Below are 16,602 nucleotides of genomic sequence, written 5' to 3' on the forward strand. Positions count from 1 at the left end.
TTGGTGGATAACTGGAGGTATCCGGGGCTAACGTATGTAGGTGAAGACGCACGCTTAAGTATGAGCAGGAGCACACCATGTCACACGCGCCGACGGTTCGCACCGTTCGACATGACATCAACACCAAACCCTTCATCGTCATTTGGGAGGTCACGCGAGCCTGCGCCTTGGTGTGCAAACACTGCCGTGCCGACGCCCAACACCACGCCAACCCACGTCAGCTCAGCACCGAGGACGGCCTCAAGCTTCTCGACGCCCTGGCAAGCTACCCACGCCCCTATCCCCTGGTGGTTCTGACCGGCGGTGACCCCTGCGAACGGGAGGACTTGGAACAACTGGTGGAGTACGGGACGTCGTTAGGCTTAAACGTCTCCATCTCACCATCAGTGACCCCGAAACTCACTCCCGAGCGCATTTCCTCGCTGCGGGAGGCTGGGGCAAAGGCCATGTCTATGTCCCTTGACGGCGCCACCGCCGCCACCCATGATTCTTTCCGCGGCTTCCCCGGAACATTCGATGCGACGCTGGCATTGGCTCCACATGTGGTGGGATGCGGCTTCCGACTGCAAATCAATTCCACCTTGACGCGCAGCAATATTCACGAAGCTCCGGCGCTGTTGAAGCAGGTCATCGATATGGGCGCACACATGTGGTACACCTTCTTCCTCGTTCCCACCGGTCGCGGAACGCAGCTTCACTCCCTCTCCCCCACCGAGCGTGAAGACGTGCTGCACTGGCTGCATGATGTGTCAGACCGCATCGCTATCAAAACCACTGAAGCCCCGCAGTATCGCCGCGTCGCACTGCAGCGCAAACAACCTGACTACGCATACTCCGGCGGCGACCTGTACCAACAACTGACCGCACAAACCCACAAGCTTTTGGGGGAAGTGCCCGTGAAACCACGCCGTCCTCGCCCTCCCATGGCGGTAAATTCCGGGTCAGGCTTCGCGTTTATCGACCATATAGGTGATGTCTACCCCAGCGGCTTCCTGCCACTGCACTGTGGAAACGTCACCGACACCTCCTTCGCGGACATCTACGAACACTCCCCCGTATTCCAGAACCTCCGCGACCCCGACCACTGGGAAGGCAAGTGCAGCGTGTGCGAATTCCACACCGTCTGCGGCGGTTCCCGCTCGACCGCCTACGCAATGACCGGCAACTATCGAGCCTCAGATCCTACCTGTTCATACGTGCCGCCTGCCTGGAAAAAGTCCAGCTAGAAGCATTCCTCTTCGCACACATGTACCCAGATGGGGGAGGCATGTCAGCGCAATGTCTACCGCCGATACTATTGTGGGGAAGCACATTAATGAAACGGCGACATGTGTAGAAGGACATAATGCGAGAATCTGTGCCGAGCAGGCACATCAGAACGGTACTGGGCTTGGTGATGGCCCTGTGCTTGGTCGGCGGCATTGCTGCCTGTGAGTTCCCCACAGAAAAACAACTCGCCAAACCTTTAGGCAGCTCGGATGGGTCTGGATCCTCTGGTGGCACCACTCCTGGCTCGGCTTTCAGCGAGGCTGATTCCGCCATCGCTGTATTGCAGTCACTTCCCGTCAAAGGGCGTGCGCCAAAGACAGGCTACAACCGTGATCAGTTTGGGCAGCGCTGGTCAGATAACGTCTCGGTTGAGAGCGGACACAATGGGTGCGACACACGCAATGACATTCTTCGACGCGACCTCACCAACGTGGAACTTAAGCCTGGCTCGCGGGACTGCGTTGTGGTGAGTGGACTCCTGCACGACCCATACACAGGCAAAGACATTCCTTTTACCCGTGGCCAAGGCACCTCGGAGGCGGTGCAGATTGATCACGTGGTGGCTATGTCCAACGCATGGCAAACCGGCGCGCAGCAACTCACGGCAGAAGAACGCACCAACTTTGCCAACGACCCATTGAATCTTCTGGCTGTGGATGGTCCCGCAAACCAAAAGAAGGGCGACGGTGATGCCGCAACATGGCTACCGCCGCAGAAAAACTATCGCTGTGCCTATGTCGCGCGCCAGATTGAGGTGAAGGCGCGGTACCGCCTCTGGGTTACTCAGCCAGAGAAAGACGCGATGCTCTCAATTCTGGATACGTGCGACACGGACACAAGTTAGTTGAATTCAAGGCCCTCGGTGCGGGAGCGCTTGAGCTCGAAGAAGTGTGGGTACTTGGCTAGGAGCACTGCCCCGTCGAAGATGCTCCCGGCATCCTCGCCGCGTGGAATACGGGTGAGCACTGGCCCGAAGAAGGCTGTGTCGCCCAGGGCAACGACCGGGGTGCCTACCTCGTCGCCCACGCGATCCATCGCGCCCTGGTGGTAGGCACGGAGCTGGTCATCAACCTCGGTGGTGGAAGCGACATCGAGAAGTGACGCCGGCAGGCCGACAGCAGCGAGGGATTCCGCAATGAGGGCTTCGTACGCGCCGTAGCCTTCCTTGCCACCTTGCTCACCGTTATGGATGCGGGTCCCGAGGTCGGTGTACAGGGCGTCCACCTTGTCAGAGTGATTGGCCTTGACGGCCGCGAACACACGCTGTAGAACCCAGTTGGCTTCCATCTTCCGGCGGTAGTCCTCGGGGAGGTAGTCACGCCCCTCGTTGAGGACAGACAAGCTCATCGGGATCCACTCAACCTCAATATCACGAACTTTTTCTACTTCTTTGATCCAGCGGGAAGTCACCCAGCAGTAAGGGCAGGAGACATCAAACCAGAATGAGACTTTTTCAGACATAGTGCTTTCCTCACAATTGATGATGGTGTGATTACTCAACAACCACACCATCCTAGGCGCAAGATTAGTCTGGAAGCCACTAACCGCAACACAACAACACATGGTTGTTCATGTACAGAAAGGCCGTCATGACGTCCCTCAATCTAACCCGGGTCGAAGCCGCAGAACGGGCCCGTATGCTCAGCGTCCAGCGCTACGACATTGCGCTGGACCTCACCCACGGCGACAAGGAATTCGGGTCCATCACCACGGTGAAATTCACCGTCAAGGAACCCTGCGACACGTTCATTGATCTGCGGGCCGCGCGCGTTCGGGAAGTCATCCTTGATGGTAACGACATCACCGAAGGTGCCATCACCCTGGACGAGAAAGGATACGACCCAACCCACGGCGTGGCGCTGCGCGACCTTACCACTGGCGAACACACTCTCCGCATCACTGCGGACTGCGAGTACTCGCGCACTGGTCAGGGGCTGCACCGCTTTGTTGACCCGGCTGACGGGGAGACCTACCTGTACACCCAGTTTGAAACCGCCGACGCCAAGCGTGTGTTTGCCTGCTTTGACCAGCCGGATCTGAAGGCACGATACAAACTGACTGTGCGCACGCCAGACAACTGGAAGGTTATTTCCAACGCGGAGCAGGACGTTCAAAAAACCGCCGACGGTGAGGTCCATATTTCCCGCATTGACTATCCCTTATCCACCTACCTGGTTGCGCTGTGCGCTGGGCCTTACCACGAGGTGCGGAGTAGTTGGACGGGCACGCTGACCCGGCACCCGGAAACCCCTGAGGATCAGCCCGACACGATCACCGCGCCGTTTGGCCTGTACTGCCGCGCATCCCTGGCACCACATCTTGATGCGGAACGCATCTTCGAGCAAACCAAGCAGGGTTTTGACTGGTACCATCGCAACTTTGGCATGGCCTATCCCTTTGGCAAATACGATCAGGTATTCTGCCCCGAATACAACATGGGGGCCATGGAAAACGCAGGGTGCGTGACATTCCGCGACGAGTACATATTCACCTCCAAGGTGACGCGTTACCTCTATGAACGCCGCTGTGACACGATTCTGCACGAACTGGCGCACATGTGGTTCGGCGACCTGGTCACCATGGAATGGTGGGGCGATTTGTGGCTGAACGAGTCCTTCGCCACCTGGGCAGCGGCGATCTCCCAGGCGGAAGAGACGGAATTTGATACCGCCTGGGTCACCTTCGCAAACATTGAAAAGTCCTGGGCCTACCGGCAAGACCAACTTCCCTCCACGCACCCGGTGTTCACGGACGCCTCGGACGTGGAGACGGTGGAGCAGAACTTTGACGGCATTACCTATGCAAAGGGGGCATCGATACTCAAGCAGTTGCAAGCATATGTGGGTCGCGACGCCTTCCTGGCCGGCGTGAGGCGGCATTTTGCGAACCACGCGTTCGGCAACGCCACTTTTGACGACCTGCTGGCTGCGCTGGCGGAGGCATCCGGCCGTGATCTGCTGGGGTGGGCTGATCAGTGGCTAAAGACCACCGGTATCAACACCATCCGCCCGCGTTTCACTGTGCAAAACGGCAGTTATCTCACCTTCGAGGTGGAGCAACTGGGTGCCGCGCCCGGCGCAGGTGAGCTGCGCGACCACCGCATCGCCGTGGGCTTGTATTCGGTGGTGCCGGACACGGGCAAGGTGGTGCGTACCCACCGCGTGGAGCTGGACCTGTCGGGGGCCTCCACTCCGGTTCCTGAGTTGGTGGAGATACCCGTGGCGGACCTGGTGCTGGTCAACGACGATGACCTCACCTACTGTCTGATGGGTTTGGACCAGGATTCCCTGCACTTTATCACTCACCACATCGCTGATATTGAGGACCCGATGGCGCGTTCTCTGTGCTGGTCGGCGGCGTGGCAGATGACCCGAAACGGCGAAATGAAGGCACGCGACTTCCTGACCCTAGTCGCCCAAGGTGCCGCCACAGAAACCGAGATTGGTGTGCTGGAGCTGATTCTGGCGCAGGCCCGCGAGGCACTGGCCAGCTACGCCGATCCGGATTGGACTGAGGCCACCGGCCGAAAACTGCTTGTTGACGCCCTGCTTCACGGCGCGCGCTCGTCCGCTCCCGGTTCCGACTACCAGCTGGCCTTTGTGAAAGCGCTGGCACGGACCCGGCAAACTGAGGACAGCATCGCGTTTTTCACCTCCATCCTCGCCGATGAGCCACCAGCTGAGGGCTTGGTTATGGATACGGAACTCCGCTGGGCGGCATTGTCCATCCTGGTTGGCGCCAATGCCGTTACTGAGGTGGAGGCGGCGATTCAAGAGGAATTGGGTCGCGATAGCTCCGCCACCAGCCATAACTATGCCCAACGCACTCGTGCTGCGGTGAATACCCCTGAAGCAAAGCAGGCCGTGTTTGCGGAGTTGACGGACGTGAGCAGCACCTTGTCCAACCTGGATCGTCGCCACAAGCTGGACGGCTTTACCTATCCGGGTTCCGCACCGTCGCTCACCGACCTTGGTCCGCGCTACTTCGAGGTCGCGGCGGACCTGTGGCGTGGATTCTCCTCTGAGGTGGCACTGCAGGTACTCACGGGCCTCTACCCCACCTGGGACATTTCGGAGGACAGCATTGCCGCCGCCGATGTGCTGCTCACGCAGGATGATCTTCCCGCAGGGCTGGCGCGCGTGGTGGTGGAGAATCAGGACCGCGTGAAGCGTGCGCTGCGCAACCAGCGCTTTGATGCCGCATAGTTGATAAGCGCACAGTATGCCTCTCCTTACTGTGCTTCTGACTGCGCTTCGTGCCAGTCAACAATGTGCCGCATGATCACCTTGTCAGAGTCCTGATGAGCGTGCTTGTTGGCGTCCTCGTTGCCGCCCAGGTCAAGGCCAGCGATGTAGCGTGGGCCGCCAAGTGCGTGCCCGGCCCCTGGATAGGTGAAGCTTTCGACGGTGCCGGATCCATCGGGGCGTCGTGACGCGTGATCGGCAATGATGGAGGCCGCGCCTGCGGAATCCCACATCCTGTCATCCTCGCCTGCCAGCAGCAGGATATTTCCCTTGAAGTTTTCCACCTTGATGCGGGCGGTTTCACGGTCCGACTCGGATGCCTTATTCAGGCTGGCGTCGTACATGGCCCGGAAGGAGGTGGGAAACCCCAGGAGGCTACCGCCGATGGTGCGCATCATGATGGTGGCATCAGCGGCAAACGGAACATACGGCACGGGCTCGCCCCGCCACCTCCACGAGGAATGCGGGCTGCGGTCCGATGAGGAGGTGTTGTCAAGCCCGTTGAAGCTGTAGGCGCTGGGTGCAACCGCGATCACATTGTCGATCTCCGGGTAGCGGGCCGCCAGGTTCAGCGCCAGTTCCGCGCCTTTCGACGCCCCGCGCACCGTGATCGGGTGTGGGGCCTCAGGCAGGACTTCCTCAATGAACTCCAAGGGCACCTCCATGAGGGCGCTCTGCTGACCGTCCTGGCCGAAGAAAAACAGCGAATACACCTCCACGCCACTACGGGCGAGTTCTGCGGCGTCCCCGAAGTCCGAACTTCCCTCTGAACCGCCAAAGACAATCACGCTGCCCGCTTTGGTCCGGTGCGTGGGCACAAGGTGAAAGCCGCGCACATAGGTACGGTCATAACGGGACACTGTGACGCCCTCGACAGTGGTGTTGTAGGTTGCTGGATCGGCGAGACTGGCGGCATCATCGGACGACATCGAGCCGTACGTGTGAATGTTGTAGGCACGCAAGCCGAACACCATGGCAATAATCACACAAAGGACACCTAGAAAAACAAGTAGTTTACGTTTTCGTCCAATTTTCCTCGACATCACAACACCCTTCTGCATCACCGCGCACTGTGGCGTACCCTGGTGAATCCAGCATACGACCTTGACACAGCGGCAATGTGAAAAACGAATAGGGAAAAATCGATACAGGAAAGAAAAATCGATACAGGAAAGCAGTATCAGTCAGGCAAGTAGACTCTCAGGCAGTTCGGGGCAAGAAATCGAGTCGACCTGCATCGTCTTTGATAAAAGGTCACACTTAGCAAATAAAATGACAACTTTTTAATAAACTTTTGCTTGGTTACCCAGGGTAAACCTTCTAAAATTTTCATCATGAGCACCCCGCATCGCGCAACAGCTACAGCATTCCTGTGCGCGCCTACTGCCTTCGCGGTGCAACAGACTCCATTTCCCACACTCAGCGCACAATGGACGTTAAAACAACGACCTCCCGTATTCCGTGCATTCTTAACTCCACATAACACTTCAAGCCCCGCCCCCTTTCGCCCCATTCCTGTCGCGTTTTATGCTCGCATTGTTCTTCGTACTGTCCCCAGTACAAGGCGTGAAGAGAAAGTAGTCCCCTTATGAACACCACACTCCGCGTAGGCGCAGCACTTGTAGCAGCGTCTGTCCTTGTTATTGGCTTGGGCGCCTGCTCCTCCAACGGCAACAACACAGCTTCCAGTAGCGTCACCGTCATGCCACTGCCCAGCGACGATGGGACCAGCGGCATTCCCACCTCAACGGTCACCCCCACGGCCTCCACAGAGCCAAACACTACCGCCGCACTGCTAGAGATTCAGATTGCGGGCAACCAGCTAAAAGATGCCTTCGGCCCGGTGATATGCGTTGATGAGGACGCAGACGGCGACCTTGATGTTGATGCGGGCGTCGACAAGATCAGTGGCGAGCTAGAGATGGACATAACCTCGCCAGACAACAACCCCCGCCTGGATGAACTCCACATTGAGACCCCCAGTGTGAACATCAAGATTGACGACGATGTCCCTGGTTCAATTGAGCACACAAAAGTAACACATGAGGGCAATACCTGGATAGTAGAGGGGACAGGTTTTTATGAAGCTGATCACAGTCGAACTGATAGTATCTTCGTGAAGGCAACCTGCCCATAGTTCACATGTCCACTACCCCCGTTGGACTTTTTCACTGATTTCATTGACGCACCGCACACTTATGGGAGGTTTTCTGACCGATAACGCCCGAAGACCTCCGGCGTGTACCCCCAAATTTGCAAGCAGAAACACTATAGTCATACCAGTCCTGTACTGGGATGATGAAAATTTTTCACGTATGAATTAACGAGCCGCCTACCCTCTAGATTATTACTGGAATACATGGATGACATTCGCCGGTTCCTCCCCCTGGTCGGAACCTTAGTAGCGCTGATCGGGCTTGCCATCGCCGGCGCAGCGCTTACTAACAACAAGCAGATACCGCGCGTGGACCCCTCGCCGGTAGTTTTGCATACCCAGATCCAGAAGTCGTCTGAAGGTGCCACCCCATCCACCACACCCGGGGAACCACAAAGCTCGGAAGTGCATTCGCAACCGCCTGTGGAGGCCGACACCGCGCAAAGCCCCGCAGCGAACCAAAACCCCGCCCCACCACCACCGCCCGCACTGCAACTCCCTGGCATCCCCCCGGTCGTACTGCCCGTTGTCCCACAGGTACCGCTCAACTATCAGCCGCTTGACGTCATTGGTGACGTCCTTGGCAACTAGCGCAGCGGGGGCTTGAGGTACGACCATGAAGCACCAAACTTCCGCCCGCTGGCGTATTTCCTACTGGATTATCGCCACGGTGTTGTTGGCGTTGCTTGCCGTCATTTTGACCACACGAACGTTCCTGTTTTCGCGCATTGAAGAGGACGCGAACGCAACGGTAGAGCAGGAGGTTTCGGAGTTTCGGGCATTCGTGGAAAGCGGCACAGACCCCCAAACGGCGGCGCCGTTTACGACGTCCCGGCGCATGATGGAGGTGTATCTGTCCCGCCAGATTGTGTCCAACAATCAGGCTATTTTCGGCATGGTGGACGGTCAGCTGATCCAGATGGATTTATCGGGCAACAGTGGGTCGCATGTGCGTGAGGTGCAGTCCAACAGCCCGCTGGTGAGTAGTGTGTTGCAGTCGGACAATCCTTCAGGCGTCTACAAGGATAGTGAGCTGGGCCAGGTGCATTGGGGACGGGTGGCGGTGACGACCTCTGGCCCACATGGCCAGCCGGAAAGCCATCAGGACCAAGGGCAGTTTAAGTACCAGGGCTCGGAAAGCGTGTTTGTGGTGGCGGTGTTTACCGAACCATCACGGTCCGAGGTTTCTGGGCAGATGGGGTCGATTGCGCTGGTGGGAGCCGGTGGTTTGGCCGTGACGTCGTTTATCGCGTGGCTGGTGGCAGGTCAGATTCTCGCACCGTTGCGTGATTTACGCCGGGTGGCGGCAAGTATTACTGATTCGGATTTGTCGCAGCGCGTTCCCGTGGTGGGGCATGACGAAATCGCGCAGTTGGCGCAAACGTTTAACGGCATGCTGGATCGCTTGGAGCGCTCTTACCGCGACCAGCGGCAGTTTGTGGACGACGCGGGCCATGAGCTGCGCACCCCCATTACGGTGATCCGGGGCCAGCTGGAACTACTCAACGACGCGAGCTACGAGGAACGGGAACGATCCATTTCCCTGACCATCGACGAGCTGGACCGCATGGCGCGCATTGTTAATGATTTGCTCACCCTGGCCATTGCCGACTCCGCCGATTTTGTGCACCCCACCATGGTGGATGCCGCCGAGTTGACCATCGATATTGAGGATAAAACACATGTGATGGCAACGCGCACTATCCGCTTAACTGCGGTGGCGGAAGGCATGGTGTATGTGGATGAGCAACGCATCACACAGGCAATGTTGGAACTTTTTAATAATGCTATTCGCCACACCACAGATAACGACGCCATTGAGATTGGTAGTGCGTTTATTGGCCAAGGTGAGAACCGCATTTTACGCCTGTGGATTAGAGATTTTGGCCCCGGTATTCCGGCCGACGTTCTTCCGGGGCTATTTGAACGTTTTAGTCGCGGACGTGGCTCCATTAAACGGCATAATGGGGCAGGATTAGGTTTGTCTATCGTTCGGGCCATTGCGGATGCGCATGATGGTTCTGCGTGGGTGGAATCTTCTGAGGGCTACGGCGCGACATTTGGGCTTGATTTGCCGGCTGGTCGTCCATACGACGGGGATGACCAGGGCACAGTGAGTTAATTGGGATGGGTTGATCATGAAGGAGACGAGACTATGAGTCGTATTTTGATCGCTGAGGATGACAGAGGCATCGCGGACTTCATTGACCGCGGACTCACCGCAGCGGGCTACACCTGCGACATTGCAGAAAACGGGGTTGATGCCTTTAATCTCGCGCGCACCGGCGCCTTTGACCTCATGGTCCTTGATCTGGGCCTGCCTGAGATTGATGGGGTCGAGGTGCTGCGGCAGCTTCGTGCTGTGCAGGAGATACTCCCAGTGATCGTATTGACGGCTAGGACCAACATTGAGGACCGGGTGCGCACCCTAGAGGGTGGGGCAAATGACTACATGCCTAAGCCGTTCCAATTTGCGGAACTTTTGGCCCGCATTCGTTTGCGCCTCATGGATCGTTCCGAAGGTGATTCCTCCCACATTCTAACTCGCGATGATTTAACCCTGGATCTACGGACTCAACGGGTCAAAGTGGGGGGTAAATGGCGGGATGTTTCTCGCCGTGAAATGGGTTTATTAGAAACTCTGATGAGAAACCCAGGTGAGGTGATGTCACGCGCTCAACTCTTGAGCAAAGTGTGGGGCATGGATTTTGATCCTGGCTCAAATGTTGTTGACGTGTATATTCGAACATTACGAAAGAAGATTGGTTCAGAAAGAGTAGAAACAGTTCGTGGTGCCGGTTACCGATTGAGGTGATTTTCTTTGCATGAATCCGCTGAACGCCGAAGCGGCCAGACAGCCGACCATCCTGACGACGCCCCGCGTCCCACATCCCCGTCGCCCGCACCGACCGCACAGTACGAATCGGTGCTGTACGACTCACCGCAGTTATCGCGCGGGCGACACCGCGCCCCAGAGACGGAGGCGGAGGAAGAGGATCTTAACGACTTCCCGAGCGCGACCCAGGCCAGCGACAGGCAAGCGGATACACCAGATGATGCCTCCCACTACGCCACTACTCCCCCATCGGTACACACCTCCAAGCGGTTGGACCAGGAGCTGGGTTCGCGACGCTTCGCATGGGGGAGAGAGGCGTTTCACGAGTACGTACTGCGCAAAGATCGCATCGCCCCCATCGTGTCGGCCCTACTGCTGGCCTTGGTACTGTGGCAGCTGCCTGATTCCCTCCCACGGGACGCTCGCACCACATTCGCGGTGTTCGGGGTGGCGGTGTGGTTTTGGGTATTTTCCTCCATTGACGACACCTACGTTGCCCTAGGTGGCTCCAGTATCTTGGTGCTCACGGGCGTCATCACAGTCGACGAGTTTTTCGGCCCGCTGGGCGACACAACAACGTGGCTGCTCATCGGCGCTTTCATCATTTCGACAGGTGTGGCCACATCCGGCTTGGCCATGCGTGGAGCGGTCATCGTCACAGCCGGGACGAAGAACCCGCGCATGCTGGTGCACGCGGTGACACTGGCCACCGTGTGCACGGTGTTTGCAGTGCCCGCAACGGCTGGGCGAGCGGCGCTGTTGGTGCCGGTGTTCGTCGCCTTGGGCAGGGTCCTTAAAGCCCAACATTCGTGGCTGGTGGTCACGCTAAGCTTGTTGTTCCCGTCGGTGATTCTGCTTTCGGCGGTGGGTTCGCTCATCGGTGCGGGCGCGCACCTGATTACTGACCAGATTCTGCAGGACAACAACCTGAAATCAATCGGGTTTGCCAGCTGGCTGATTGCCGGTTTGCCTTTGGCTATAGTCACCTCGCACCTGGCCGCGGAGGTGATTTTGTTCGCGACGTCGTCAAGCAGGCAGCGGGGCGAGAAGCTGGATCTCAGCCTGGAATCCCTTGCGGAGCATGCGGGCGGGGTACACAAGATCAAAGGTCCACTGTCGCAGTCGGAATCACGGTCGCTGCTGGTGTTGTGCCTGGCGGTGCTGCTGTGGAGTACGGAGTCGCTGCACGGCATCCACCCGGCCCTAGTGGCGCTGCTTGGCGGCCTTGTGGTGGTGGCACCTGGGTTTGGGCTGATCTCGCTGGATGATGCCATCAAGAAGGTGCCGTGGACGCTGCTGCTGTTCATGGCCGCCACCCTGGCCATGAGCCATGCGCTCACCAACTCGGGTGCCGCGCGATACGTGGCGGAGCACACTCTCAACGCGGGATCTGGGACGGCGCGGGCGGTGTTTGTGCTGCTCATCATCGTGCTGTCGACGCTGGCGCATATTCTCATCCAGTCCCGGTCGGCACGGTCGGCGGTGCTCATCCCCATGATCGTCATGCTCGCCCCCACGGTGGGCGTGAACCCGGTGGCTGCGGCGTTCATCTCCACCGCCGCCGCAGGCTTCTGCCATACCCTGCCCGCCTCCGCAAAGCCGCTGGCCATGTTCAGCACCATCAAGGAAGACATTCCGGTGTTTACCAACCAGCAGCTCCTGCGCGTGTCCATGCTGCTACTGCCAGTGCACATCGTGAGCATCATTATCTTCTCTTTCTGGATCTGGCCTCACCTCGGGCTTCCGCTATACCTCTAAATGCCACCTGTACCTATGCACGGCACAGACTCCACGAAAGGATCCATCATGCCCATGTACATGCCCGAACGAATCCTTGTGGCACCCAGCGGATTCAAGGAAAGCCTCAGCGCAGTGGACGTCGCAGACGCCATCGCCGCAGGAGTGCGCCGCGTCTATCCCGGGGTACGCATTGACAGACAGCCCATTCCCGACGGCGGGGAGGGCACCATCGAAATACTCTCCACCCGCCCCGATGCCATCCCCCACCACAAGAAAGTGCAGGGTCCGATAGAGGGCCAGAGCGTCGCCGCCACCTGGCTGGAGCTGGCCAACAAAACCGCCGTGGTGGAAATGGCCTCCGCAGCTGGGTTGTCGCTTGTGCCCAGTGACATGCGCGACCCGGGCATGACCAGCACCGTTGGTGTCGGCGAACTCATTGCCGACGCCCTGGACAAAGGCATGCGTACCATCATCATCGGCTGTGGCGACTCGGGTACCACCGACGGCGGGGCCGGGGCGCTCACCGCACTGGGCGTCCGCATCCTCGACGAGAATGGCGCGGACATCGGCCTCGGCGGGAACTCCCTCCACAATGCCGCCAGCATCGACACCACCAACCTGCACCCCCGCATCCACCAGGCGCGACTCCACCTGGCCTGCAACATGCACAACGTACTTACCGGCGACCACGGTGTCGCCGCCGTGTTCGGGCCGCAAAAAGGCGCCACCCCGGAACAGGTGGACAGCCTAGGTCGCGCCCTGACACACTGGGCTGACCTGCTGGTTCAGACCTTCAACCCCGACACCAACATCCACACCGGCCCCGGTTCCGGGGCATCCGGCGGCCTGGGTGCCGGGCTCATGGCGCTCGGCGCGGAGGCCCACAACCGTTTCGACGTGTTCCTAGGCTCCATGCTGAACGGCCACGCCGAAACCCTCGACGATCTGTTTGAAGAAGCCGACCTGGTCATCACCGCAGAGGGTGCCATTGACTACCAAACCCCGCACGGCAAAGTCCCCGCCGAAATCGCCCGCCGCGCCCAGGCCACCGGCGTGCCCGTCCTCGCCCTCGCGGGTTCGCTCGGGGAGGGCGCTCCCCAGGTCCACGACATCGGCATCGGGGCCGTCGCCTCCATCATGACCGTGCCCATGCCCCTGGAACACGCCGTCCGGGACGGGCGAGAACTGCTTTCCAACGCTGCGGAACGCACCATGCGCCTGCTACAACTCGGATCCGTCATGTCGGGGCGCTGCGAAAACAAACTCCGACGCCGCTTCGGAGCTGCCTAAATCAGGCCACCCGCACTCCGGCCACATAGGTGGAATGTGTGAGCGGCATACCCGGGCGATACGCCAGGTCAATCGCGTGAGACGTGTCCAGCACATGCAGGTCACACGCCGCACCAGGCACCAGCGTACCCACAGCCGGGCGGCCCGTGCGATCCTTGCCGCCCCGCACATCATGGCGCCACAGTGCCCGCGCACCACCCCAGGTGGCGGCGCGGATCGCCTCATCCAGGCTGAGTCCCATCTGCAGCACCGCCGTCCCGACACAAAAATTCATCGACGACGTGTACGACGTACCCGGGTTCAAATTGCTGGCAATCGCCACCGTTGCACCAGCATCCAGCAGCCGCCGCGCCGGGGCGAGGGGCTGCCGGGTGGACAAATCACAGGCAGGCAGCACCGTGGCCACCGTATCTGACCCCGCCAGGGCCTCCACATCAGCGTCGGTCAGGTAGTTTACGTGATCCACGCTGGCCGCGCCGAGCTCCACCGCCAACGCAACACCCGCGCCCTCACCCAATTGGTTGCCATGCACACGCACGCCCAGGCCACGCTCTTGGCCAGCACGAAGTACCCGGCGCGACTGGTCTTCGGTGAAGGCACCGCGTTCACAAAACACGTCAATCCACTGCACGTGGGGGGCCACCGCATCCAGCATGTCACCGGTGACCAGGTCAACGTAGTCTTCCGGGTCCGCGCCGGGCGGGACGACGTGCGCGCCGAGGAAGGTGACATCGCCTACGGCATCGGCCGCCAACTGCGCGGCTAGGGCTTCGCTCTCTACGTCGAGGCCGTACCCGGTTTTGGTTTCCAGCGAGGTGGTGCCGCCGAGGTGCGCGGCGTGGACGCGGGCGTCGAGAAGCTCGCGCAGGCGTTCGGGGCTGGCGGCGCGGGTGGCGTTCATGGTGATGGCGATGCCCCCGGCGGCGTAGTCCTGCCCGGCCATGCGGGCTTCGAACTCGGCGGCGCGGTCGCCGTCGAAAATCATGTGGGTGTGGGAGTCCACCCATCCGGGCAGCACCGCCCGCCCTTCGAGATCCACCTGGGTGTCGCAGGCGGGGGCGTCGGCGGCGGCGCCAACCCAGGTGATGATGCCGTCCTCGGCGACGAGCGCGGCGTCGTGAAGGGTGCCCAGGTCGCTGACGGTACGGAGCTCGCCAATGTTGGTGAAAAGCGTGGCGGTGCTGGTCATGGTGTTAGTCCTCCCTGGAGACGAACGGCATGGGCACGCGAACGCCGCGTTCCTTGGCCACCTCGGCGGCGCGATCGTAACCGGCGTCGAAGTGGCGGATCACGCCCATGCCTGGGTCGTTGGTGAGCACGCGGTCAATCTTCTGTGCCGCCAGGTCGGTACCGTCGGCAACACACACCTGACCTGCGTGGATGGAGCGTCCGATGCCCACGCCGCCGCCGTGGTGGATGGACACCCAGGTGGCACCGGAGGAGGTGGCGGTCAGGGCGTTGAGCAGCGGCCAGTCCGCAATGGCATCAGAACCGTCCAGCATGGATTCGGTCTCGCGGTACGGTGAAGCCACCGAGCCGGAATCCAGGTGGTCGCGACCAATAACAATCGGGGCCTTGACCTTGCCTTCCTTGACCAGCTGATTGAACAACAACCCGGCCTTGTGGCGCTCGCCGTAACCCAGCCAGCAAATGCGGGCGGGCAGGCCCTCAAACTCCACGAACTCCTCGGCGGCGTCCAGCCAGCGGTGCAGGTGCTCATTGTCGGGGAAGAGTTCCTTCAGCGCCTGGTCAGTGACCCGAATGTCCTCCGGGTCGCCAGAGAGTGCAGCCCACCGGAACGGGCCCAGGCCCTCACAGAACAGGGGACGAATGTAGGCGGGCACGAAGCCGGGGAATTCAAACGCGCGGTTGTAGCCGGCGAGGCGGGCTTCGTCGCGGATGGAGTTGCCGTAGTCGAACACCTCTGCGCCCTCGTCTTGGAACTCCACCATGGCCTGCACCTGTGACGCCATCGACTCGCGGGCTTTCTTGGTGAACGTCGTGGGGTCTTCGGCTGCTTCCCGCTGCCAATCCTCAAACGCCACCTCGCTGGGCAAGTAGGCCAGCGGGTCATGCGCGCTGGTCTGGTCGGTGACAATATCCACCGTGAACTCCCCGGCGCGATGCCGCAGCAACATTTCCGGGAACACCTCGGAGGCGTTGCCCACAACGCCGACGGACAGCGGCTTCTTCTGCTCTTTCGCCTCCGTGGCCAGCGCAATCGCCTCGTTGAGGTCTGTGGCCACCACGTCCAGGTAGCGTTTGGCTTGACGGCGCTTCAGCCGGGCTTCGTCCACATCGGCGATGATGCACACCCCGCCGTTCAGGGTCACGGCCAGTGGCTGCGCACCGCCCATGCCGCCGCACCCGCCCGTGAGGGTCAAGGTGCCCGCGAGGGTACCGTCGAAGCGCTTCCGCGCGATCGCGGCGAATGTTTCAAACGTGCCCTGCAAAATCCCCTGGGTGGCGATGTAAATCCACGACCCGGCGGTCATCTGGCCGTACATGATCAGGCCCTCGGCCTCCAGCTTGCGGAACTCCGGCCAGGTCGCCCAGTCCCCCACCAGGTTGGAATTAGCGATCAGCACGCGCGGTGCCCACGGGTTCGTGCGCCACACCCCCACCGGCTTACCCGACTGCACCAGCAGAGTCTCGTCGTCCTCCAGGTCTTTCAGCGTCTCCACAATCGCATCAAACGCCTCCCAGCTGCGGGCCGCGCGACCCGTGCCGCCGTACACCACCAGGTCCTCCGGGCGTTCCGCCACCTCAGGATCCAGGTTGTTCATCAGCATGCGCAGCGGTGCTTCCGTCTGCCAGCTCTTCGCGTTGAGTTCCGTGCCGCGCGGGGCACGCACCTCCCGTGGTGCATTCATCATTGTCCCTCTTTTCAGCTCTTTACCGTCTCTGCTTATCGACGCCGCGCCTGCCGCAGCAGCACAGTCCGACTCACCCTCAGGTGAGGGAACACGTCGGGGCTGTCACCGCGCCACCACGCCCGGCTGCGTCGGAGATAACATGTGCGCTTGAGTGTAATCACGAACACAATCAGGCGGGATAGCGGGACGGGG

General features: G+C 60.2%; 13 protein-coding genes. 9 read left to right on the forward strand and 4 right to left on the reverse strand.

Features of this window, described 5'->3' with window-relative positions:
- Window positions 1-77 precede the first annotated feature (77 nt).
- Together CDUR_RS10125 and CDUR_RS10130 are read left to right on the forward strand one after the other, a co-directional pair.
- Window positions 78-1,226, forward strand: a complete 1,149-nt coding sequence (locus tag CDUR_RS10125; protein ID WP_179418118.1) for a TIGR04053 family radical SAM/SPASM domain-containing protein — start codon at window positions 78-80, stop codon at window positions 1,224-1,226.
- 119 nt (window positions 1,227-1,345) lie between these two features.
- On the forward strand, window positions 1,346-2,113 hold the full coding sequence (locus CDUR_RS10130) for an HNH endonuclease family protein (RefSeq protein ID WP_325064664.1): 768 nt from the start codon (window positions 1,346-1,348) through the stop codon (window positions 2,111-2,113).
- On the opposite strand, the gene CDUR_RS10135 is transcribed toward CDUR_RS10130, so the two are convergent.
- Window positions 2,110-2,730: a mycothiol-dependent nitroreductase Rv2466c family protein gene (locus CDUR_RS10135; RefSeq protein WP_179418119.1), complete on the reverse strand. Its 621-nt coding sequence runs from the start codon at window positions 2,728-2,730 to the stop codon at window positions 2,110-2,112. The two genes, CDUR_RS10130 and CDUR_RS10135, sit on opposite strands and share 4 nt — an antisense overlap.
- Before the next feature lie 128 nt (window positions 2,731-2,858).
- On the opposite strand from CDUR_RS10135, the gene pepN reads away from it, so the two are divergent.
- Window positions 2,859-5,474, forward strand: coding sequence for an aminopeptidase N (gene pepN, locus CDUR_RS10140; protein WP_179418120.1), 2,616 nt, complete (start codon window positions 2,859-2,861; stop codon window positions 5,472-5,474).
- A 26-nt stretch (window positions 5,475-5,500) separates the two neighbouring features.
- On the opposite strand, the gene CDUR_RS10145 is transcribed toward pepN, so the two are convergent.
- Window positions 5,501-6,499 (reverse strand): acyl-CoA thioester hydrolase/BAAT C-terminal domain-containing protein, encoded by a 999-nt coding sequence (locus CDUR_RS10145; protein WP_179418121.1) that lies wholly within the window; start codon window positions 6,497-6,499, stop codon window positions 5,501-5,503.
- Window positions 6,500-7,101: 602 nt separating this feature from the next.
- Here CDUR_RS10145 and CDUR_RS10150 point away from each other — a divergent pair.
- From CDUR_RS10150 to CDUR_RS10175, 6 genes are all read left to right on the forward strand, one after another.
- A complete protein-coding gene (locus tag CDUR_RS10150) occupies window positions 7,102-7,650 on the forward strand; it encodes a lipoprotein LpqH (protein WP_179418122.1) in 549 nt (182 codons plus the stop codon).
- Between the two features lie 222 nt (window positions 7,651-7,872).
- Entirely contained in the window at window positions 7,873-8,259 is a 387-nt protein-coding gene (locus CDUR_RS10155; protein WP_179418123.1) for a hypothetical protein, read from the forward strand.
- 25 nt (window positions 8,260-8,284) lie between these two features.
- Window positions 8,285-9,790 carry a sensor histidine kinase gene (locus CDUR_RS10160; protein ID WP_006064199.1) on the forward strand — a complete coding sequence of 502 codons (1,506 nt, stop codon included), beginning with the start codon at window positions 8,285-8,287 and terminating at the stop codon, window positions 9,788-9,790.
- Between the two features lie 33 nt (window positions 9,791-9,823).
- Window positions 9,824-10,483, forward strand: a complete 660-nt coding sequence (locus CDUR_RS10165) for a response regulator transcription factor (RefSeq protein ID WP_179418124.1) — start codon at window positions 9,824-9,826, stop codon at window positions 10,481-10,483.
- 6 nt (window positions 10,484-10,489) lie between these two features.
- Window positions 10,490-12,262 carry an SLC13 family permease gene (locus tag CDUR_RS10170; RefSeq protein WP_233452937.1) on the forward strand — a complete coding sequence of 591 codons (1,773 nt, stop codon included), beginning with the start codon at window positions 10,490-10,492 and terminating at the stop codon, window positions 12,260-12,262.
- A 48-nt stretch (window positions 12,263-12,310) separates the two neighbouring features.
- Window positions 12,311-13,534: a glycerate kinase family protein gene (locus tag CDUR_RS10175; protein WP_179418125.1), complete on the forward strand. Its 1,224-nt coding sequence runs from the start codon at window positions 12,311-12,313 to the stop codon at window positions 13,532-13,534.
- A gap of 1 nt (window position 13,535) precedes the next feature.
- Here the strand turns inward: CDUR_RS10175 and hutI are convergent, their stop codons facing one another.
- Window positions 13,536-14,723 (reverse strand): imidazolonepropionase, encoded by a 1,188-nt coding sequence (gene hutI, locus CDUR_RS10180; protein ID WP_006064203.1) that lies wholly within the window; start codon window positions 14,721-14,723, stop codon window positions 13,536-13,538.
- A 4-nt stretch (window positions 14,724-14,727) separates the two neighbouring features.
- Window positions 14,728-16,407, reverse strand: a complete 1,680-nt coding sequence (gene hutU / locus CDUR_RS10185; protein WP_179419111.1) for a urocanate hydratase — start codon at window positions 16,405-16,407, stop codon at window positions 14,728-14,730.
- Between the last annotated feature and the right edge of the window lie 195 nt (window positions 16,408-16,602).

The sequence above is a fragment of the Corynebacterium durum genome (assembly GCF_030408675.1).
GTDB classification, from domain to species: domain Bacteria; phylum Actinomycetota; class Actinomycetes; order Mycobacteriales; family Mycobacteriaceae; genus Corynebacterium; species Corynebacterium durum.

What these genes read in the sequence shown, in the direction of transcription:
- CDUR_RS10130 (WP_325064664.1), top strand. Translation starts at nt 1,346, where the DNA reads ATGCGAGAATCTGTGCCGAGCAGGCACATCAGAACGGTACTGGGCTTG.
- CDUR_RS10125 (WP_179418118.1), top strand. Translation starts at nt 78, where the DNA reads ATGTCACACGCGCCGACGGTTCGCACCGTTCGACATGACATCAACACC.
- pepN (WP_179418120.1), top strand. Translation starts at nt 2,859, where the DNA reads ATGACGTCCCTCAATCTAACCCGGGTCGAAGCCGCAGAACGGGCCCGT.
- CDUR_RS10175 (WP_179418125.1), top strand. Translation starts at nt 12,311, where the DNA reads ATGCCCATGTACATGCCCGAACGAATCCTTGTGGCACCCAGCGGATTC.
- hutU (WP_179419111.1), bottom strand. Translation starts at nt 16,407, where the DNA reads ATGAATGCACCACGGGAGGTGCGTGCCCCGCGCGGCACGGAACTCAAC.
- CDUR_RS10165 (WP_179418124.1), top strand. Translation starts at nt 9,824, where the DNA reads ATGAGTCGTATTTTGATCGCTGAGGATGACAGAGGCATCGCGGACTTC.
- CDUR_RS10160 (WP_006064199.1), top strand. Translation starts at nt 8,285, where the DNA reads ATGAAGCACCAAACTTCCGCCCGCTGGCGTATTTCCTACTGGATTATC.
- hutI (WP_006064203.1), bottom strand. Translation starts at nt 14,723, where the DNA reads ATGACCAGCACCGCCACGCTTTTCACCAACATTGGCGAGCTCCGTACC.
- CDUR_RS10150 (WP_179418122.1), top strand. Translation starts at nt 7,102, where the DNA reads ATGAACACCACACTCCGCGTAGGCGCAGCACTTGTAGCAGCGTCTGTC.
- CDUR_RS10135 (WP_179418119.1), bottom strand. Translation starts at nt 2,730, where the DNA reads ATGTCTGAAAAAGTCTCATTCTGGTTTGATGTCTCCTGCCCTTACTGC.
- CDUR_RS10155 (WP_179418123.1), top strand. Translation starts at nt 7,873, where the DNA reads ATGGATGACATTCGCCGGTTCCTCCCCCTGGTCGGAACCTTAGTAGCG.